This is a genomic window from Rothia sp. P13129 (genome assembly GCF_048512865.1).
In the GTDB taxonomy this organism is placed as follows: Bacteria; Actinomycetota; Actinomycetes; order Actinomycetales; family Micrococcaceae; genus Rothia.
The window spans coordinates 187143-208000 of the sequence record NZ_JBLXYA010000002.1 but is presented as its reverse complement, the minus strand read 5'-3'; the positions used below and the strand labels follow the sequence as shown (position 1 = coordinate 208000).

Genomic DNA, 20858 nt, shown 5'->3' with positions numbered 1-20858 from the left:
TACTTATAGCGGGTGGTGGAGAACCTTGAATGTTACCCCACCACCAGCTATTTGTCGTGATAGGAGTACAGACTGTTGGTTTAGAACAGTCCAGTAATTTTTCCTTCTGCGTCAAAACCGATGCGCTCAGCTGCTGGAGATTTAGCTAGCCCAGGCATGGTGCGCATGGTGCCACAAATGGCGTAAACGTATCCGGCTCCCGCTGCCAGACGCACTTCGCGTACGGGCATAGTCCAACCTGTAGGTGCGCCTTTGAGTTTGGGGTCAGAAGATATTGAAAGGTGTGTTTTTGCGATAACAACCGGAAGTTTCCCGTAGCCAAGCTCTTCAAAACGACGTAATTGTTTTCGAGCAGATGCACTCAGCTCAATATCGTCTGCGCCGTATACGTTGACAGCAACTTTTTGAATCTTTTCAGCGAGGGAGTCGTCATCATTATAGGTGAAGGTGATTTCATGCGATTCTTCACATGCTTGAACGACTGCTTCTGCAAGTTCTACAGTCCCTCGTCCACCTTCAGCAACGCCACGGTGGATAGCAACACGGGCACCTGATTCTTCAGCGATACGCGCAATCACCTCATGCTCTGAAGGGTAATCACTAGGGAAAGCGTTGATGGCAACGACAGGTTGTACTCCGAAGCTGCGAACGATATCTAAATGTTTTTTGAGGTTTGCTGCGCCAGCTTCTACATCGTGTGGGTTCTCTTCCAGAAGCTCTGGTGGAAGAGGTTTGCCCGGTGTGATGGTGTATCGTCCAGAATGAGATTTGAGTGAACGTACCGTCACAACAAGAACTGCTGCATCAGGTTTAAGACCTGATACACGGCATTTGACGTTGAAGAAGCGTTCTGCTCCCATGTCTGCACCGAAACCAGCTTCTGTAATCACGTAATCCGCGTGTTCAAGCCCAACATAGTCGGCAAGGATTGAGGAGTTTCCTGTGGCGATATTACCAAAGGGGCCTGCGTGAATCAGTGCGGGAGTATGTTCAAGGGTTTGCATGAGGTTGGGGTGTATCGCGTCAGAAAGAATAACAGCGAGCGCGCCGTCTGCTTTGAGGTCTTTGGCGGTAACGGGCTCACCTTCATGAGTGTATCCGATGACGATACGGCCAAGGCGTTCTTGGAGGTCCTGCTGAGATTTTGCGAGAGAAAGAATTACCATGATTTCGCTGGCGGAGGTAATATCGAAGCCGGTTTCTCGAGGGACTCCGTCCATTCTCTCGCCAAGCCCGATTACGACGTTGCGTAAGGAGCGGTCGTTGATGTCGAGAACTCGACGCCATGAGATACTTCGGGAGTCGATGCCTAGCTCATTGCCGTGATGCAGATGGTTATCAATCATGGCTGCGAGCATGTTATGTGCAGCTGTTACCGCATGGAAATCTCCGGTGAGGTGAAGGTTTAGCTTTTCCATGGGGACAATCTGAGAGTATCCGCCACCGGCTGCGCCTCCTTTGATACCGAACGTAGGCCCCATGGAGGGCTGTCGCAGGGTGAGCATTGCGCTCTTACCAATCTGCCCCATTCCTTGAGCTAGTGAGACAGAGGTTGCGGTTTTCCCTTCACCAAGTGGGGTCGGTGTTACGGCAGTAACAACAATATATTTGGAATTGCGGGCTTGTGCGGTGTGCGCATTAGTTGTTTCGTCTAGAAGAACTTTTGCTACGTACTTTCCATAATTTTCGAGGCGGTCTTCGTTGATGCCTGCTTGTTGAGCAATCTCGTTAATTGGTTTGAGAGTTGCTTGCTGTGCGATTTCTAGGTCGCTAGGAAATGGTTGTGCCATGAGGTGTTCCTTCTCTGTTGAGAGTTTTTCTCGTCTCCTATCTTATGTTGAACATGACCTAAAACACTATGGTTCGTGAAGAACTTTTTGGCGCCGTACCGTTCAAGCTTGACGCAAAATATCTTCGGTCTCACCCATGTCGGCGATACTGCCGTTTTCTAAAAGCACTGCTCGTTGGGCAAGGCTCGTAATACGTGCATCGTGGCTAATAATGATAACCGTTCGGTCTTTAAAGATAGCGTTCAGGCTCTGACGTGCTTGTTCTAGCTCTAAGGCAGTTGTTGATTCGTCCAAAATCACAGCATGTGGATTAGCTAAAACGATACGAGCTAAAGCAATATGCTGTATCTGCTGTTCGCTGAGGGTTACCGCGTTGTCGGCGGAGTGCTCTCCCCCAACTCGGGTGTGTAATCCGTCATTGAAGTGGTGAATCCATGAAGCACCAACAGCTTCAAGGGCGTGATACATTTCAGCCTCTGACGCCTGAGTACAGACCATATTAAGGTTTTCTGCAATAGTTCCAAGGAACAGGTGAGCTTCTTGGGTGCAAATTAGTAGTCGGGGGCGACCGTCTGCGGCCGGTGTGGTGGGGTATCGCCCGTCACCTACTCGTTCGCCCAGAACAGCAATCTGCCCGGAAGATGCTGTCAACGACCCAGCGATTAGCCGTGCGAGAGTTGTTTTACCAGAACCAGAACGTCCAATGAGAGCTAAAGACTGTCTTTCAGGAATATCTAGGTCAATATGGTGAATCACATGGTTATCCGGAGTGTAACCATAGCTCATCTGTTCAATATGTACCGTAGCTGTGTGAGGTACTGTTTCAGAGTATTTTTGATGATTCTGTTGGCGACGATGTTGCTGTTGTGAGCATAGGTCAATCACCCCGCAAATACGCCCCATACTTACGGTCATTTCACGCATTCTGGTAATCCAAAAAGTCATGATTTCGACGTTGATTCGTAAAGAGAACATCAAAATTGCGGCGGTAGATACTTCACCCCAAGTAGCCCAACCCTGCTGCACACAATAGTATCCCCACAGCATGGTGAGCAATAGCGGAAGATAGTTGTTGAAGGCGTTTACCGCCCAGAACGTGGCACGCACTTGCACAAGACGGTAGGTGTCGTCATAAAAAGCGTCAATACGCTGGTCAAGTACTGTTTGACGATGTTGGCTCACACCTAAAGAGCGGATAGTTTGTGCACCTCGAACGTTTTCTGTCATGACGGTAGTCAGTTCTGAAGATCGTCCGGCAATGTTCAGCATTCCCTGAGCAATTTTGGGCAGAAAGAACCTCAGACTTATTGCGAGAAAGCATAGCATCGGGATGGTCACCATACCTAACGGCACAGATAACACAAAAATAGAGCCACAAAAAATAAAGATACGAATAATGGTGGCGGTGAGTTCTGGAATACCGCTGGTAATGATATCTCGAATAGCTTCTAAATCGTTGGTGATACGGGATACGAGGTCTCCGCTTCCGGCGTCTTCAATAGTTTGAGCGTCGAGGTTCATCGACGATTCAACCAGTTGAACACCTAAATCTTGGTGAACTCGTGTACCAATAATTTGACTCTGATAGAGCCATTGACGCGTCAACCATGCTGATATCACCACAGAGATAGCGATATATGCCAAAGATTGCCAGGGGTAGGTGCGCAGTTCCTGATTAAGTACGGCATCAACCAGTTTTCCGATATACCAAGGTGTTATGAGAGTAGCTAGCGAGGAAAGAGTAAACAGTATAAAAATCCAGAATACACGTTGAGGTGTCGCAAAAATTGATCGAGCAACAATTTTCCATGTTGTTTGTGCCGGAGCAATGGGAAGAAGTTTAGCCATCGATCATGCTTTCTTGAAGGATTCTACGTTTTTCTGTTTCAACAGTAGTACTGACAATATAAACGCCGTGAAGATGTTCCAGAAGGCCATCTTCACAACATTCTTCTTCTAACCGGTCGAGGATGAAACGCTGGCTCGGCTCGTCCACGGAGTTAATGGGTTCGCAAAGAACCAGATGTGTTTTATTCTGTGCCAAAGCGCGAGCTAACCCTAGTCGCTGACGTTGCCCTCCTGAAAGATTAGTGCCTTCAGAGTTAATCAGACATTGAGCATAATCTCCGGTTCGTTGTGGGTCTAGCCGATGAACAATTTCTTGAGCGTCGCTGAGTTCGAGGAGCTGGCTCATACGTTCTTGAGTCATTTCTTCTGTTTGCCCCAATTGCAGATGTTCTTCTAGCGTTCCTGCAAAAATCATCGGTTGAGAGCGAGAGAGAAGAACGTTATGCGCCCCGTAGCGTTGTTGCAGTTCTTGAGTGAGAACGTCAGCAAGGTGTTCGGCACTGAGCTGATATTTTTTCGGGTTGAGGTAATGCACTCTTCCTGACGATAGGTTACTCTCATAGTTTTGGGTCGCAGACTTATCCCCATTATGGTGAAATGTTTTTTGGGTGCGTTCTTTAAGTTCTTCGATGCGGGAAAGTGAGACGCGAGCTTGACGCCACATGTACAAGAAAAATTCCATTGACCATACAGGTGAAACCATCATCGAGATGATTCCGGTGACGGTCACTAACTGTTCAGCAGGAATAGTGGTTACCCAGTGTGCATCGATGATTTCTCCACGAAGTGCCAGAGCAACAGCCGCCATGGTCGTCATGCCAATCAGGAAGACTCGGCTAAAAGCACTCCAACTTTGCAAACGTTGATAGGAAAGCTGCGAATGGCGGACTTCTACAGCGGTTTGACGGTATCGGCTCATCATTGTTTGCTGTACCCCAAGTCCGACAATAGTTCTTAGCGCACTTGAAATATCAGAAGCGTAGGAGGTGTTCACACCAACTTTTTCACGAGCATAGGCAGCACGCTTTTCAAGAAAACGAGAGATAACGGTAATAGTGACGAGTGTTAGCAGCACACCAGCGCAAGAGACCACCGCGATAAGAGGGTTAATGAGCCACAATTGAACGGCACCTAATACGATGATGCTTAGTCCGCTCATCGCCGTCATAAGAGGCTGATAAAGGTAGGCAACCGTTTTGGTGTCTTTGTTGACGACCGTAATAATATTCCCTGGGTCTGAAGTGTTTTTAAGCTGAGGAATATAGGAGCAAGCGTACCGTTTCCAGTCTCGGTCTAAGGCCGCAATATTTCTAAAGGCCGTGCCCCAACCAATATATTCGTTGGCGATCAAGAGTACGATGAGGATGCTCAAACCGGTGGTGAGTTTCCAAGCCCATGAGCTGTCCCCTTGAGCGTGGGCGCTGATGATATTCCCAATAAAGGCTGGAAGAAAAATTGTTGCTATCCCAGCAAGTGTTTCACTAACGAAAGGTAAATACCAGCGAAATGAGTTGTAGCGAACCCCCGGAGGACGAAGACGAAACGACACCTGCGTCGACGGACGGTTCTGTTGCTGCTCAGAAGATGCCACTAGAGGTTATCAACTTTCTCAAAAAGAAGGACCGATGATTCACGTATATATGAAGTAGAACTATCATAAGGTGCTCTATGCCAAAAGGAGAAAGTTATTGTTCTTTTCCTTTTGTAACATGATGAAGTATTTCCCTCCTACGCGACGGTGAGGAGTCTTATCTTTCTGCTGTTAAGCTCTCGACTATGATCGATATATTTTTTGGTGTTGTTGCGGTATAGACTAGGAAAACCATGAAAAAAATTCTTGAGTATCTCAGCCCTCAGCTAGCACAACATCCAGAAAATTATGCAAGTGCGGATTTTCGTTCAAATCCTCTATCACCTGATGAAATATATGATGCGTTCTGTCAGTGGATTAGTTCCCGCGGTATGGAACTTTACCCCGCGCAAGATGAAGCCATTCTAGAGTTCGCTCAAGGTTCTCATGTTATTTTGGCAACCCCCACAGGCTCCGGCAAATCAACGGTCGCTGTTGCTGCGCATTTCACGGCATTAGCAACAGGGTATCGGTCATATTACACAGCGCCGTTGAAAGCTCTTGTATCTGAAAAGTTCTTTGATCTCATCAATATTTTTGGGGCAGAAAACGTCGGTATGGTTACCGGAGATTCTTCTATTAATGCTGAAGCTCCAATTATCTGTTGTACCGCTGAGATTCTTGCCAATATTGTTTTACGTGAAGGTTCACAAGCACAATTCTCGCAAGTCATTATGGACGAGTTCCATTTTTATTCGGACCCTCAACGAGGCTGGGCTTGGCAAGTTCCGCTACTTGATGCTCCACAAGCTCAGTTCCTTTTGATGAGTGCAACGTTAGGTGATACTACACGTTTTGAAAAAGAACTTAAAGAGCGTACTGGCCGTGATGTTGCGTTAGTAACCAGCAATGAGCGACCAATTCCACTGCATTTTTATTATTCGATGGAGCCTTTGCAAGAGACAGTACAAGAGCTTATTAATACGCATCAAGCTCCCGTATATATTGTGCATTTCTCGCAGATTCAAGCAGCAGAGACAGCTCAGGGGCTACTCAACGTTGCTGTGGCTACTGCCGATGAGAAAAAACGCATTAATGAGCGGCTCCATTCTTTTAGGTTCTCTCCGGGGTTTGGAAAAGTACTTCAACGCTTAGTCAAGAATGGTGTCGGTATCCACCATGCTGGAATGTTGCCGAAATACCGTCGCCTTGTTGAGCAATTAGCGCAAGAAGGTCTTCTCAAAGTCATCTGTGGCACGGACACTCTTGGTGTTGGTATTAACGTCCCTATTCGTACCGTACTTTTGACGGCGCTATCAAAATTTGATGGTAGACGCTCTCGGAAACTTAAATCACGTGAGTTCCACCAGATTGCAGGACGCGCTGGACGCGCCGGTTATGACACGGCTGGAACGGTGGTGGTGCAAGGCCCTGAACACGAGATTGAAAACCGACGGCTTGAAGCTAAAGCAGCGGAGAAGTTTAACGGCGACACTAAACGAATGGCGCAGTCCCTACGCGGTAAAAAGAAAAAAGCACCACAAGGTTTCATTAACTGGTCAGAAAAAACTTTCGATCAGCTTGTTGCTTCTGCACCTGAACCGTTAACAAGTTCCTTCGACATGACCTATTCGATGGTGCTTAACATTCTTCAACGGAATGAGAATCCTTTTATGGTGGCGCGACATTTCCTACGCCATAATCATGAGTCTCCGACCCGACAACGACAGCTCATTAAAAAAGCTCTCGGCATCTATCGAGAACTCCTTGCAGGAGGTATCGTCGAAAAATTGGATGCCCCAGACGAATACGGTAGGACTGTTCGTCTGGTGATGAGCCTTCACGATAATTTTGCGTTGAATCAGCCACTGTCTCCTTTTGCTTTAGCGTCATTATCACTATTAGATCGTTCGTCGACGAGCTATGCCTTAGATGTTCTGTCTATTTTTGAAGCAACGTTAGAAAATCCTCATCAGGTTCTTCATATGCAAGAGAAGAAAGAGAAGTCTGTGGCTCTCGCTCAGATGAAAGCTGACGGCTTGGATTATCAGGAGCGGATGAACGAACTCGATCACATCAGCTATCCAAAACCTTTAGAAGATATTCTTGTACAGGCTTTTGAGACGTACCGTTCTGGTGCGCCGTGGGTGACAGAATACGATATTAGCCCCAAGTCTATTGTTCGTGATATGTATGAGCGGGCCATGGACTTTTCTTCCTATGTTCAGTTCTATTCGCTAGAACGCTCTGAAGGTGTGCTTCTCAGATATCTATCTGATGCGTATAAAGCTTTACGGCAAACAGTGCCCCAAGAAGCTCTCACCGAAGAACTCACAGATATCATCGAATGGCTCGGAGAGCTCATCCGACAAACAGATTCTTCTCTTGTTGATGAGTGGGAACGTTTAGCGTCTTCATCGACAGAAGATTTTGTGCAGCCTCACAACCACGTTATTGATGAGACTCCCCCTCAGCTCACAGATAATCCACGTGCCTTTACTGTGATGGTCCGTAACGCTCTTTTTCGCAGGGTTGAACTTTTTGCTCAAGAGCAAGAACGCACCCTCGGTGAACTTGATGGTGCTCACGGATGGGATGAAGACCGCTGGGCAGAAGCCATGGACGATTATTTTGAAGAATATGAGGATCTTTACACCGATTCTCAAGCTCGTTCTCCCCATTTATTCACGGTTGATAAAAGTGCAGAACGCACAGAGGGAACGTGGACTGTTCGCCAAATTTTCTCTGATCCTGAAGAACATCATGATTTTAGTATGAGTGCTCTTGTAGACTTAGCAGCCTCAAATGAGCTGGGTGAACCCGTAATCCGTATCCTTCACGTAGGTTTTAATCATTCGTGAGGATGACCTCTTCATCACCGTATTTTATGTTTTATCGTTATATTTTTCTAAAGGTTGGTTCTTATGATTCTCTCATTACCATCGTCTTCACATCGGCAGGGAACAACTCATACGGTAGGTTCTTTTCACCTCATCGATCATTGGTTTGAAGTTCCCGCCACTCACGGTCTTGCCTTATCGTTAGGAATGGATGCGGCGTTAGAGCATCCTTTTGCTCAGCAAACTCTGACTATTTTTGCTCGCGAAGTCATTAATATTTCTCCTGAGCTGACAACTTCAGTCGACGAACGTCCTCTGATGGCTTATCTCCAAGGCGGCCCAGGTGGTAAGAGTCCTCGTCCGCTTAGCGATCAAGGGTGGGTGCAGGAGCTTAGCAAAACTCATCGGCTCATCCTTTTAGACCAGCGTGGAACAGGTCTTTCTACTGCGCTCACCGCTCAGACGATTCAGCAAGGACGCTCTATCGAACAGCAAGTTGCTTATTGTGAACTTTTTCGAGCAGATTCTATTGTTGCTGATGCTGAAGTGGTACGTCGTTTTCTCTGCACTGGTCGGAAAGACCAGCGTTGGTCGACGATGGGGCAAAGCTATGGTGGATTCTTGACCCTCAGCTATTTAAGCTTTGCTCCTGAGTCTCTCAAAGATTCTCGTATGACCGCCGGTCTGGCACCGTTGAGAGCTTCCATTGATCAGGTGTATCAGAGCACTTTAGACCGTGTTTATGAACGTAATGAACAGTTTTATCAGTGGTATCCCGAAGATGAAGAGTTAGCTCGTCGTATCGCCTCCTTCGTGGAAGAAAACGAGGTGTATCTGCCTTCTGGAGAGCGTCTGACTGTTCCTCGTTTCCAAATGCTCGGGCAGTATCTTGGTGGTAATAGCCGAGTGCATGGATTACATTATTTACTTGAATCTGCTTTTGCTGAAGGAACAAGCCACCTCTCAGCACAGTTCTTGAGCGAAGCAGAACACGTTCTGAGTTTTAGGTCTAGCCCTTTGTACGCTCTTTTACATGAGTCAATTTATGCTGATGGTCCAGCTCAGGGTGGTTCGCCATCTCCTGCCCCAACAAATTGGTCTGCTGCTCGTATGGCAAAGAAACGTCCAGAATTTAGCCCTGATGCTTCAAGGATTCTTTTTACCGGTGAGCATATTTTCCCGTGGCTTTTTGAACAAGATACCGCGTTGAAGCCGTTAGCAGAGTTGGCTGATGCCTTGGCGCAAAAAGATGATTGGGGCCCGCTATATTCTCATGAACAGTTAGCGTCTAATGAGGTGCCTTTAGCGGCTGCCGCATATACTCCCGATATTTATGTGGATTATGCACATTCTATGAGTACTGCTCAGTGGGTTAAAAATACAAAAGTGTGGACATCACATACGCATCATCACGATGGTTTGGGTACAGACGGTACACTAATTTTGGGACATCTCAAAAATCTTCTCGCAGACATGCGCTAAGAATACCCCCCAGCACGAGATGGCACCCACACTCCAGTAATTCACTCGCTATTTTTCCCTTTTGGAGGGTTTGTGGTCTCTCGCGCTCAATTTCTTGGCGCTTCTGCCGTTGGTGTCCTTGCAACTGCTTTTCATTCGTCGTCTTCGGCGTATGCTCAAGCACCATCACGCTTTTATCGTGCCGATGAACAAGGCATTACCCCTGATTCTTTAGAACCAGTTAACCACCGTATTAATGAGCTCATCGATCAGTTAGCTCAATCTGGTGGAGGTAGTATCCTCTTCCCTCCAGGAAGATACCCCGTAGACTCTTCTGGCATTGTACTCAAACACCAAGTCTCTATTATGGGTGTTGGCGATTCCACACAATTTATGCCAGTTGGTGAATGGGAAGAACTCGCCGGTGTTTTTCGAATTGGCGAAGATACCATCCCCTCTAAAGAACCTGTTTATCGTACAGGCCTTCATCAGTTCAGTATCAAACCAGGAGAAGACTCGTATAAGCATCGTCAAGCTATCCCCAATACGGTCGGGATTCTTTACAACACGTTTAATGGGGATAATCCCCCAGATCCTGATGCTGCTCACCGAATTTCGGGAATTACTCTTTGGGATTTAGATATGGGCATTAAGCTCAAGGGCCCAGACGACCAAGGTTGCACGGTGTCTCAGATACGAGGACGTCGATTTTTGCGAACAGCACTCACCGTTGGTGACACAAACTCACCAACAGCTGCAGATAATATGTTCCATATGCTTGATTTCTCGTCAGCAAACTTGCAGCGTCTTGACGCCGCAGCGATTGAAGTGTACACCTCTAACTGTTCGTTCTCACAGGTTAAAAGTTGGTATTCTAAACGTTCCATGAGCTTTGAAGAATCGGCTAAAGCCGGTGCCGGATACTATATTAAAGGCACTCGAAACTCCTTCAACCAGTGCGATGCCCAAGATAACGGTGGCCATGGCTTCGTTCTTTCATTAGGGAATAATTCGCTGATGAACTGTATCGCTGACTCGAATGGTTATGCAGAGAACATATCAGGTGAAGCGCAAACTTCTGAGGCTCATGGATTCCACGTTGAACGCAATGCAACAGGCACACAACTTATTGGCTGTCAGTCTTTTAACCGTACGAGAAATGACCCTGGACAATCCGTTGGGTTCTGGGCGCACGAGGGAAATACTCAAGTAACCATTATCGGTTCTGCTTTTGCAAACACCACAAGAGCGTCACAAACGGGAGCGCTTGAGACAGCACAAAAAACGTTGATTGACCCAACAACCCGATAAACAATTATCTTTTGCGTTATCTTTCCTCAGAGATAGAGTAAAGGTGTGGGGTGCAACCTATACAGGTTACAACCCACACCTTTAACGATACTGCGTTAGTTTTGAATGTAGTCCTCGTGTTTACCTCGAGCACGATGCACAAGGTCTTGATAATCTTGTTCAGAATCGATGAGTTCATCACGATATTTTTGTTTGATAGCGCGTGATTTCTTAGCATAACGCTCTAGCTCATCTTTAATCTTTGCACGTTCTTTCATAGAAGCATCCTCAGGTAAAGCAAGATAGCTCTCGCTGAGTGCAGTGACCTTATGAATCGTAGCTAAGGCTTTGCCCTTAGGCGAGTACAACGACGCTAAGACCGTTACGATGAGCACCCCAACAATCACTGCCAAAGAAACACCAATAGATACCTCAACTACGTGAACAGGTTCACCGTTATTGATAAAGGGCAAGGTGTTTTCATGTAAGGCGTGCAATACCAATTTCACGCCAATAAACGCAAGAATCAGCGATAGGCCCCACGAGAGGTAAATGAGACGGTCCAGCAAACCATCAATGAGGAAGTATAACTGTCGAAGACCCATCAGAGAAAAAGCTGTTGCAGTAAAGACAATGTATGCCGACTGGGTCAACCCAAAAATCGCGGGAATAGAGTCCAAGGCAAAGAGTAAGTCTGTTCCACCGATAGCGACCATCACCAGCAGCATTGGAGTCATCACTTTTTTACCATTTTCGATAGTAAAAAGCTTATCGCCATCATAATGCTCAGAAGTTTTAAGGTACTTCTTCGCTAAACGGATAACAATATTATTCGCTTCGTCTTCTTCATTCTCAGCAGAAATCTCATCCTTGATGAGGTTACCGGCGGTGTAGATGAGAACGATACCAAAAATGTAGAAGAGCCAGCTCCATGTATTGATGAGCGCTGCACCAGCAAAAATGAAGATTGCGCGCGCCAGCATCGCAAAAATAATGCCAAACAGTAGCACCTTTTGCTGGTCTTCTCTGGGCACTTTAAAGCTCGCCATAATAATCAGGAAGACAAAGAGATTATCAACGCTTAGCGCTTTCTCTGTAATATACCCTGCGTAGTACTCTGCAGCGTAGGTACTACCATCAAATATCAGAATGAAAACACCGAAGAGTAGCGCTACACCAATATAGATAGCCGACCAAATGGCAGCTTCACGAATAGTTGGCTCATGAGCTTTACGCACATGAAAAATAAAATCATAAGCAAGAAGTAAGCCGATGAAAATAAGGGTAATAGACCATTGCAGCCCACTAATATCCACGGGGAGCCTTTCTTGTGGTTGGATACGTTAAATACCACAAGTCTCTCCCGCCTCAGAGGGCACATTTTCCGGAGCGACTTCTTTGGCTCTCGTGCTGACGAAAAATGATTTATGGGATACTCCCTTGCTCTGAGAATACTCTACCGTATTTTAGGCGCTCACTTGTACTCTTTAGGCGTGACCTGCCTGTTGCATCTGACGCAATTCTTTTTTAAGTTCTTGCAGCTCATCACGAATTTGTGCAGCTATCTCAAATTGAAGGTTTTCAGACGCTGTCATCATTTGCTCAGTTAGCTCCTGTATGAGCTGCGTCAGGTCTTCAGCCGGTGCGCTCGCCAAACGATTTTGGCGTATGTTCGGGGTTGTTGCCGTTCGAGGTGTTTTGATGGTGTGCTGGTTCAGGAGTTGTTGGGTGTCCTCTTCTTCACGAGCAAGTTGGTCGGTGATGTCAGCGATTTTCTTACGTAGCGGTTGCGGATCGATACCGTGTTCTTGGTTATAGCGTTGTTGAATTTCACGTCGTCGGTTGGTTTCGTCAATAGCTACTTGCATGGACGGCGTAATTTTGTCGGCGTACATGTGAACTTCTCCACTGACGTTTCGTGCGGCGCGACCAATCGTTTGAATTAGTGACGTTGTTGAACGGAGGAAGCCTTCTTTATCTGCGTCAAGGATGGCGACAAGAGAGACTTCTGGCAAGTCTAACCCTTCACGAAGAAGGTTAATGCCGACCAAAACGTCAAAACTGCCTTGGCGTAGTTGTCGTAACAGGTTAACGCGTTGGAGAGTGTCCACATCGGAGTGAAGGTACTCTACGCGCACCCCGTTTTGGGCGAGGTATTCGCTGAGATCTTCAGCCATTCTCTTAGTGAGTGTGGTAACGAGGATACGCTCGTCACGTTCGACGCGTTCTCGGATATTTTCTAGGAGGTCGTCGATTTGTCCGCGGGTCGGTTTAACAATAATTTTCGGGTCGACAAGTCCTGTTGGGCGAATGATTTGTTCAACATATCCGTCGGCTTGGGATAGTTCGTATTTTCCGGGTGTAGCCGATAGATATACTGTTTGTCCGATTCTTTCAAGGAATTCGTTCCATTTGAGGGGACGGTTATCCATAGCTGACGGTAGCCGGAAACCAAAGTCTACAAGAGTACGTTTTCGGCTCATGTCACCTTCGTACATGGCACCAATTTGTGGGACCGTCACGTGAGATTCGTCGATAATGAGGAGGAAGTCATCGGGAAAATAATCGAGTAGACAATGTGGTGCGGAACCTGCTTCACGTTGGTCAATATGTCGAGAATAATTTTCAATTCCGGTGCAGAAACCCATTTGTTCCATCATTTCGAGGTCATATTGGGTACGCATGCGTAGGCGTTGGGCTTCAAGAAGTTTTTGTTGACTTTCAAGTTCTGCAAGTCTGCTTTGCAGTTCATCTTCGATACTGCGCATAGCAATTTTCATGCGTTCTTCACCTGCCACATAGTGTGAGGCAGGGAAAACGTACATTTCTTCTTCCTCACGGATAATTTCTCCGGTGAGCGGATGCAGAGTGTAGATAGTTTCTATCTCGTCCCCAAAGAATTCAATACGAATTGCGTTCTCTTCGTACATGGGAATAATTTCTACGGTGTCGCCACGAACGCGGAAGGTTCCACGGTGAAAGTCAATGTCGTTGCGGGTGTATTGCATGGCTACAAATTGTCGTAGCAGTTCATCTCGGTCGAGTTCTTCTCCTCGTTTGAGAGTGACCATTTGTTCTATGTATTCTTCGGGTGTTCCGAGTCCGTAAATACACGATACGGTGGAGACAACAACAACATCACGTCGAGTCAGCAAAGAGTTGGTTGCAGAGTGGCGCAGTCGTTCTACTTCTTCATTAATAGATGAATCTTTTTCAATAAAAGTATCTGTTTGAGGCACATACGCTTCTGGCTGGTAGTAGTCGTAGTAAGAGACAAAGTATTCGACAGCGTTATGTGGAAGGAGTTCTCGAAGCTCTTGCGCAAGTTGAGCGGCGAGAGTTTTATTATGCACCATGATGAGCGTTGGGCGCTGCACTGATTCTATGAGCCATGCTGCTGTTGCAGATTTTCCGGTGCCGGTGGCACCCAGTAGCACGATATCTTTTTCTCCGTTGTTGACGCGTTCGGTCAGCTCTGCGATAGCTTTGGGCTGGTCCCCCGCTGGCTGGTATTCAGAGATGACGTTAAAGGGTGCGACAATTCGTTGGATATTTTGCGCTAGGCTCATGGTCGTTAATTTTACTGCACCTCAGTGGCTGGTGGGCATTCAGCACTCATATTATCGTCATATTCGTAGTGGTTCAGCATATGTAATGTTTTTGTAGCTGATGAGTTGTATAAGAAATCTGCACTATCAATGACATATTTAAGATGGAATTGGACTAAAACTATTTCATTGAATCACTTCAGATATGTCAATATCCTCAATAATATACTTAAACAATAAGTTAATTCTTTAATCTCGTAAAACGTTAAATAATGATAACAATAGGGCACATAGTTAATATTTTATATATTAACTATGTGCCCTATTATTGAACGCTCTAATACTTACTGGTTCAATATGTTCAGAACATATTCAAGCTAGATTGTTCTATAACTCAACTATTTTTTCTTTGATGAGCTTTTCGCTGATTCTTGAGAATCTTCAGCTTTTGTCTCTGGAGTAATGACCGGAATCTGACCCGTATTAGGAACAAGAGACTCATATTCTGGTTCTGTTCCTACTTCAAATTCAGGACGCATCACAACATCTTCAATAGAAGAGAAGTCTTCTTGAGCTCGACGATGATATTCCTCAATCGGAAGCACCTGCTTCCACTGACGAGTCCGCATCGGAGGTAACTCCCCTGCGTCCTCACGTAGAGCACGAACAATCATCCAAATCTCTAAATAGCCCAAAACCCATACAGGTAGACCGATCACAATAATGACCTGTTGTAAGAGGTTCAGCCCGTCATCTCCACTCGATACAAGGATAGATGCGCACACAAGACCAATACATAATGCCCAGAACACACCTTGACGTTTCGGGGCGGGATCTTCATGGCCGTTTGAGATAGCGTCCATCACCAAAGCCGCAGAGTCGATAGAGGTGATAAAGAAGATAGTAATCACCAGAAGTGTTAGCGCTGCAATTACGGGGAAGAAGGGGAAATGACCCAAAAATTCGAAGAGCGCAGCGGGGATATTACCTTCATCTACCACTTTCTGAACGAGTGTTCCGTTATGGTTACGTTCGATGTTAAAGGCGTTCATGCCGAAAACACCAATCCAAATCAAGGTGAAGGCACTCGGCGCACCCAAAACACCAATCACAAACTGGCGGATAGTACGACCTTGAGAAATCTTTGCAATAAAGAGTCCAACAAAAGGTGCCCAAGCTACGGTCCATGCCCAATAGAAAACAGTCCAAGAACCAAGCCAACCAGTATCGGCGAAGGTGTCGTTGAAGAACATCATAACGGGAAGCTTCTGAACAAATTGTCCGGCAGATTCAATCGTTCCGGTAATTGCTAGTCGTGTTGCTCCCGTCATGAGAATAAAGAGCAACAAGGCAATAGCCATCATGATGTTAATGTAGGACAAGCGTTTCACACCTTTGTCCATGCCCATCATCACGGAGCAGATACCTGCAGCAGTGATGATGGCAATAATGGCAGCCTGTATCCAACCACCTACCGGAAGACCATACATGATGTTCATACCGGAGTTAATCTGTAAGGCGCCAAGCCCTACGGAAACAGCAATACCAAAGACAGTAGCGATAATCGAGATTGCGTCGATGACTTTTCCGATAGGGCCGTGAATACCTTCGCCGAGCAGTGGTTGGAAGATAGAAGATACGCGCGGAGGAAGTTTACGTTTATACGTAAAATACCCAAAAGCAAGCCCAGGGACAGTCAGAATAACCCACATGAACAAGCCGATGTGGAAGTTCGCTATTGATAGCGCATCAATAGCGGCAGCGTCAGATTGCGGTTCAATCCCAGGGTATGGAGGGTTAGCGTAGTGGCTGATAGGTTCTGCTGCACCCCAGAAGAGAAGTACAGCACCAACACCGGCAGCAAATAGCATGCCGAACCATGCAATACCGGAATATTCTGGTTCTGCATCATCGGGGCCAAGTTTGACACGACCAAAACGACTACACGCAATATAGATGAGGAAGATAAAGAAAAGAGCATTCCCTAAAACATAAAACCAACCAAGATATTTAATAATAAAAGATGCGACAACACCAAATATCTCAGCCATAGGCTTTGGGAAAACAACCATTGCCAGAGTAAAAAGCATAATAAATGCTGCTGACATAAAGAAAATAGGAGGGCTTGTTCTAAGCCCTAGTCTGTTGTGTATTTTGCTCAACACAGCAAAAACCCGGTGGATATGTGCGTACTTTGCGGCGCTCGTTGATTCCACCTCACCGCAAATTCATCCAGAGAGGACAACGTATTTAATAGTACGCATATTTTACAAAGAAATGTTAAATATGACTTTTTATTCCAACTATTTAGAGTCAATAGAAAGTATCTGACTAGGAATTATAACAATTCTATAAAATATAACACTACTGATTATTTTTTGGTGGTAGAAGATGCCAAAAGACTCTCCCAAACCTCCAAAACACGCTGTTTAGTATCATCAATATCACCCGAATTGTCGATAACCCAATGAGCGACCTCTGCCCGTTGAACGTCACTAGCTTGAGCTGACATTCTGCTCAAGGCATCCTCACGAGACATCCCACGATACTTTTTCAGACGCTCAAGGCGTACAGGAAGATCAGCATAAACCACAATGACTTTATCAAAATGATGATATTGCCCAGTCTCTACTAAAAGTGGAATATCCTCAATGACGATAGCCTCATCACCATAAATACGACGAATATTCGCAATTTTCTCTACAGCACGTTCACGAATAGCAGGGTGCATAATACGCTCAAGAGTTTCACGTAACTGCTCATCAGAAAAAATTTTCTGAGCCAAACGCCCACGATTCAACGACCCATCTTCGCACAGAATATCTGAACCAAAAAGACGAACAACCTCGTCAAAAGTCTTCTCTCCCGCCTGCATAAGCTCACGTCCTAAAGCATCAGCGTCAACAATATGAGCGCCATAGGAGGAAAAAATCTGCGCAATAGTAGATTTTCCAGCACCAATTCCACCCGTTAAAGCAATCCTTAACATTTTTTCTCCTCTCAATCAACACACCCATACAGCTACTCTCTCTAACCTATCGTAACGACTATGAGTACGTGATGTTCATGTTCTACCTCATCAGCACACCAAAAACACATCTGAGAACACTACAGCCAAACATTACACAGAAAACGAGTGCTCTCATCGTGTGCAGTAAAATGTTTTAGATGCAGACAACAGACCATACTCGTGCTCACCGATACACTGTTCTAGCAAAACACGCACATGAATACCGTGCTGATCTTGAAATTAAAAGAAGCAATTTCTTGGGTTTCGCTCTTCGCGTTGAAAACGAAACCCAAGCACGAGAGTTCATTACTTCTCTAAGAAAACGCTACCACGATGCACGACACGTCTGCTCAGCGTTTGTGATTGGAGCAGATCGCGATATCCAACGGTCCTCTGATGATGGAGAGCCAGCAGGTACAGCAGGAATACCGATGCTCCAAGCAATACTTGCACGAGACACAGCACAAAAAGCCCCTATCTCAGATATTTGTGTTGTTGTCGTACGATATTTTGGCGGGATTAAACTAGGTGCCGGTGGGCTTACGCGAGCTTATTCTGAAGCTGTCACTCATGTTCTTGACAGCTCAGAATTTCTTCTGCGTCAAAAACTGCTGTGTGCAAAACTTCCTGTTTCACATGCATTCGTCGGACAACGCGATCATGAAATACGACACCTAGGATTTCATATCATTGATACCGAATACGACGCAGAAAAAGCCTACATGAGCGTTGGTGTGACGGCAGAGAAAGTAGAATATCTCAAAGAATGTATTGCCCATATCAGCGCTGGCGAAGAGTCCCTCAGCTGGGACGGCTCAATATGGGTAGACACCCCGTAAAATATGACAGCGTAGAGATAAGGGTGCTCTTTGAGAGCTATCATCAAAGAGCACCCTTATCCGTTATCTCTATATGATTTATCGGGCAGTTAAGCCACCGTCAAGGATAAATTCTGAGCCAGTTGAGTATGAAGAATCATCACTTGCAAGAAAGAGAACAGTCTTAGAAACTTCCTCTGGCTGAGCGATACGCCCCAGAGGAATAGTCTTCTCAAACTCTTTAACCGCAGCCATCGTATCTTCTTGCATAATCATCGGTGTCGCAATAACACCGGGGTGAACGGAGTTCACACGAATACCGTGATGGGCAAGTTCCAACGAAGCAGCTTTAGTCAAACCACGCACAGCAAATTTAGTATCGGTGTATCCGACTGCACCACCCACTAAGCCGTTGATAGAAGAAATATTGATAATGCTTCCGCCACCATTTTTCTTCATCGATGAAGCACCGTACTTTACTCCAAGAAATACGCTGAGCTGATTGATATTAAAAATCTTTGTATACTCATCAACGCTCACATCAAATAGTGACTTCGCCATCGTAATACCGGCGTTATTGACCAGAATATCTAAAGTGCCAAAATGTTTTTCGGTCTCAGCAATGACACGCTCCCAATCGTCTGAAGAAGTAACGTTATGGGACAAGAACAAAGCGTTTTGACCTAATTCCTCCGCTAATTTTTCACCTTCTTCGGCGTTAATATCAGTGATTACTACACGAGCGCCTTCTTCGTGGAATAAACGTGCATGAGCAGCTCCCATTCCTTGAGCAGCTCCAGTAATTAAAGCAACCTTGTTTTCGAGTTTCTTTGCCATCACTTATCATCCTTTGATATGAAAGATTTATTCGCTATGTATATTTAGCTGGCAAGAGGCGACTTATGTCGCCCATCACTAACAAGGTGTACTATACTCCTGAACTCCCAGCTTTTTCAAGAAAAAATAAAAGGTTGTTCTTCCTACCAGTAAGGTAGGAAGAACAACCTTTGATCAAAGACTTATGAGAGGTAAACCCCTCATAAAGACTTAATTAGTTGCCGGTGAGCTTCTTGCGAAGTTCTGCAAGAGCCTCATCAGAAGCAAGAGTACCGGACTCTGACTTGCTATCAGAGGAGTAGGAAGAAGGAGCAGCTTCAACCTCAGCAGCAGGCTCAGCAGGTGCGTTAGCAATAGCTTCTGCGTCAGCTTCAAGAGCCTTTGCAACCTGTACCTTGTGAGCTTCCCAGCGAGCCTGAGCATCAGCATACTGCTGTTCCCAAGCTGCACGCTGAGCTTCAAAGCCTTCAAGCCATTCGTTGGTCTCAGGGTCGAAGCCCTCAGGGTACTTGTAGTTGCCCTCTTCGTCGTACTCAGCTGCCATGCCGTAAAGTGCAGGATCAAACTCAGTACCTTCAGGATCTACGCCCTCGTTAGCCTGCTTGAGGGAGAGGGAGATACGACGGCGGTCAAGATCGATGTCGATAACCTTAACGAAGAGTTCGTCACCAACAGAAACAACCTGCTCAGCCAAATCAACGTGGCGAACAGCAAGTTCGGAGATGTGAACGAGACCTTCGATGCCATCTTCAACACGAACGAATGCACCGAATGGTACAAGTTTGGTGACCTTACCAGGAACAACCTGACCCAAAGCGTGGGTACGAGCAAATGCCTGCCAAGGATCTTCTTGAGTTGCTTTGAGGGAGAGTGAAACACGCTCGCGGTCAAGATCAACTTCGAGAACCTCAACGGTAACCTCGGTGCCAACCTCAACGACCTCGGAAGGATGATCGATGTGCTTCCAAGAAAGCTCAGAAACGTGAACAAGACCGTCTACGCCACCAAGGTCAACGAATGCACCGAAGTTGACGATAGAGGATACAACACCGTTACGAACCTGGCCCTTTTCGAGCTGGTTAAGGAAGGTGGAGCGAACCTCAGACTGAGTCTGCTCAAGCCATGCACGGCGAGAAAGAACAACGTTGTTACGGTTCTTATCAAGTTCAATAATTTTTGCTTCGATTTCCTGACCGATATAAGGTGCAAGGTCACGAACGCGACGCATCTCAACCAAAGATGCAGGGAGGAAGCCACGAAGACCGATGTCGAGGATAAGACCACCCTTGACAACCTCGATAACAGTACCGGTAACGACACCGTCGTTTTCCTTAACCTGCTCGATGTCGCCCCATGCGCGCTCGTACTGTGCACGCTTCTTAGAAAGGATGAGACGGCCTTCTTTGTCTTCCTTAGTTAGGACGAGAGCCTCAACTTCGTCACCAACGGAAACAACTTCGCCGGGATCGACGTCATGCTTGATGGAAAGTTCGCGTGAGGGAATAACGCCTTCGGTCTTGTAACCGATATCGAGAAGAACCTCGTCGCGGTCAACTTTAACAACTTCGCCGGAGACTAGATCGCCATCGTTGAAGTACTTAATGGTCTCATCAACGGCCTTGAGGAAGTCTTCTTCAGTTCCAATGTCGTTGATAGCAACCTGAGGAGTGTTGGTGCTCATATAGTAAAGGGCTCCAATAGGATAGATTTGGTAGGTTGATACAGCCAGGCGCCCACTACGTACAAAACATATCTTCTGAGTATTTGATAAAAATATCTCTCACTCATCGGGTTCCGACGTAGCATTCACCACGAGTGGTTCACTCTGTACCAAGCGTTTATTCGG

13 protein-coding genes are annotated in these 20858 nt (G+C 46.1%); 4 read left to right on the top strand and 9 right to left on the bottom strand.

The features are described 5' to 3' along the window. Window positions 1-80 precede the first annotated feature (80 nt). From ACN081_RS02860 to ACN081_RS02850, 3 genes are all read right to left on the bottom strand, one after another. Window positions 81-1790 (bottom strand): formate--tetrahydrofolate ligase, encoded by a 1710-nt coding sequence (locus ACN081_RS02860; RefSeq protein ID WP_419106897.1) that lies wholly within the window; start codon window positions 1788-1790, stop codon window positions 81-83. Between the two features lie 102 nt (window positions 1791-1892). Next, on the bottom strand, window positions 1893-3638 hold the full coding sequence (locus tag ACN081_RS02855) for an ABC transporter ATP-binding protein (protein ID WP_419106896.1): 1746 nt from the start codon (window positions 3636-3638) through the stop codon (window positions 1893-1895). Next, window positions 3631-5229: an ABC transporter transmembrane domain-containing protein gene (locus tag ACN081_RS02850; protein ID WP_419106895.1), complete on the bottom strand. Its 1599-nt coding sequence runs from the start codon at window positions 5227-5229 to the stop codon at window positions 3631-3633. Before ACN081_RS02850 ends, ACN081_RS02855 begins: the two co-directional genes overlap by 8 nt. 233 nt (window positions 5230-5462) lie before the next feature. Here ACN081_RS02850 and ACN081_RS02845 point away from each other — a divergent pair, with 233 nt between their 5' ends. The 3 genes from ACN081_RS02845 (at window position 5463) to ACN081_RS02835 (ending at window position 10820) form a co-directional block, all read left to right on the top strand. Then, the gene (locus tag ACN081_RS02845; protein ID WP_419106894.1) at window positions 5463-8069 is read left to right on the top strand and encodes a DEAD/DEAH box helicase; all 2607 of its coding nucleotides are present in this window, start codon (window positions 5463-5465) and stop codon (window positions 8067-8069) included. 63 nt (window positions 8070-8132) lie between these two features. After that, window positions 8133-9530, top strand: a complete 1398-nt coding sequence (locus ACN081_RS02840) for an alpha/beta fold hydrolase (RefSeq protein ID WP_419106893.1) — start codon at window positions 8133-8135, stop codon at window positions 9528-9530. Window positions 9531-9602: 72 nt separating this feature from the next. Continuing rightward, window positions 9603-10820, top strand: a complete 1218-nt coding sequence (locus ACN081_RS02835) for a hypothetical protein (protein ID WP_419106892.1) — start codon at window positions 9603-9605, stop codon at window positions 10818-10820. Between the two features lie 95 nt (window positions 10821-10915). On the opposite strand, the gene ACN081_RS02830 is transcribed toward ACN081_RS02835, so the two are convergent. The 4 genes from ACN081_RS02830 to coaE all read right to left on the bottom strand — a co-directional run bounded on the left by ACN081_RS02830 (window position 10916) and on the right by coaE (window position 17336). Further along, on the bottom strand, window positions 10916-12115 hold the full coding sequence (locus ACN081_RS02830; protein ID WP_419106891.1) for a TerC family protein: 1200 nt from the start codon (window positions 12113-12115) through the stop codon (window positions 10916-10918). Window positions 12116-12286: 171 nt separating this feature from the next. Next, window positions 12287-14368 carry an excinuclease ABC subunit UvrB gene (uvrB, locus tag ACN081_RS02825; protein WP_419106890.1) on the bottom strand — a complete coding sequence of 694 codons (2082 nt, stop codon included), beginning with the start codon at window positions 14366-14368 and terminating at the stop codon, window positions 12287-12289. 377 nt (window positions 14369-14745) lie between these two features. Beyond that, window positions 14746-16455: a BCCT family transporter gene (locus ACN081_RS02820; protein ID WP_419103499.1), complete on the bottom strand. Its 1710-nt coding sequence runs from the start codon at window positions 16453-16455 to the stop codon at window positions 14746-14748. A gap of 263 nt (window positions 16456-16718) precedes the next feature. Continuing rightward, window positions 16719-17336: a dephospho-CoA kinase gene (gene coaE, locus ACN081_RS02815; RefSeq protein ID WP_419106889.1), complete on the bottom strand. Its 618-nt coding sequence runs from the start codon at window positions 17334-17336 to the stop codon at window positions 16719-16721. Between the two features lie 179 nt (window positions 17337-17515). On the opposite strand from coaE, the gene ACN081_RS02810 reads away from it, so the two are divergent. After that, window positions 17516-18196, top strand: a complete 681-nt coding sequence (locus ACN081_RS02810) for an IMPACT family protein (protein WP_419101788.1) — start codon at window positions 17516-17518, stop codon at window positions 18194-18196. 78 nt (window positions 18197-18274) lie between these two features. Here ACN081_RS02810 and ACN081_RS02805 read toward each other — a convergent pair whose 3' ends face one another. Together ACN081_RS02805 and rpsA are read right to left on the bottom strand one after the other, a co-directional pair. After that, the gene (locus tag ACN081_RS02805) at window positions 18275-19012 is read right to left on the bottom strand and encodes an SDR family NAD(P)-dependent oxidoreductase (RefSeq protein WP_419103501.1); all 738 of its coding nucleotides are present in this window, start codon (window positions 19010-19012) and stop codon (window positions 18275-18277) included. Window positions 19013-19226: 214 nt separating this feature from the next. Further along, window positions 19227-20693, bottom strand: a complete 1467-nt coding sequence (gene rpsA / locus ACN081_RS02800; protein WP_419101790.1) for a 30S ribosomal protein S1 — start codon at window positions 20691-20693, stop codon at window positions 19227-19229. Window positions 20694-20858 lie beyond the last annotated feature (165 nt).

Excerpts from the sequence above, each read along its gene's own strand:
- ACN081_RS02860 (WP_419106897.1), bottom strand. The coding sequence starts at position 1,790 with ATGGCACAACCATTTCCTAGCGACCTAGAAATCGCACAGCAAGCAACT.
- ACN081_RS02855 (WP_419106896.1), bottom strand. The coding sequence starts at position 3,638 with ATGGCTAAACTTCTTCCCATTGCTCCGGCACAAACAACATGGAAAATT.
- ACN081_RS02845 (WP_419106894.1), top strand. The coding sequence starts at position 5,463 with ATGAAAAAAATTCTTGAGTATCTCAGCCCTCAGCTAGCACAACATCCA.
- ACN081_RS02840 (WP_419106893.1), top strand. The coding sequence starts at position 8,133 with ATGATTCTCTCATTACCATCGTCTTCACATCGGCAGGGAACAACTCAT.
- uvrB (WP_419106890.1), bottom strand. The coding sequence starts at position 14,368 with ATGAGCCTAGCGCAAAATATCCAACGAATTGTCGCACCCTTTAACGTC.
- ACN081_RS02820 (WP_419103499.1), bottom strand. The coding sequence starts at position 16,455 with ATGTCAGCAGCATTTATTATGCTTTTTACTCTGGCAATGGTTGTTTTC.
- coaE (WP_419106889.1), bottom strand. The coding sequence starts at position 17,336 with ATGTTAAGGATTGCTTTAACGGGTGGAATTGGTGCTGGAAAATCTACT.
- ACN081_RS02810 (WP_419101788.1), top strand. The coding sequence starts at position 17,516 with ATGCAGACAACAGACCATACTCGTGCTCACCGATACACTGTTCTAGCA.
- ACN081_RS02805 (WP_419103501.1), bottom strand. The coding sequence starts at position 19,012 with ATGGCAAAGAAACTCGAAAACAAGGTTGCTTTAATTACTGGAGCTGCT.
- rpsA (WP_419101790.1), bottom strand. The coding sequence starts at position 20,693 with ATGAGCACCAACACTCCTCAGGTTGCTATCAACGACATTGGAACTGAA.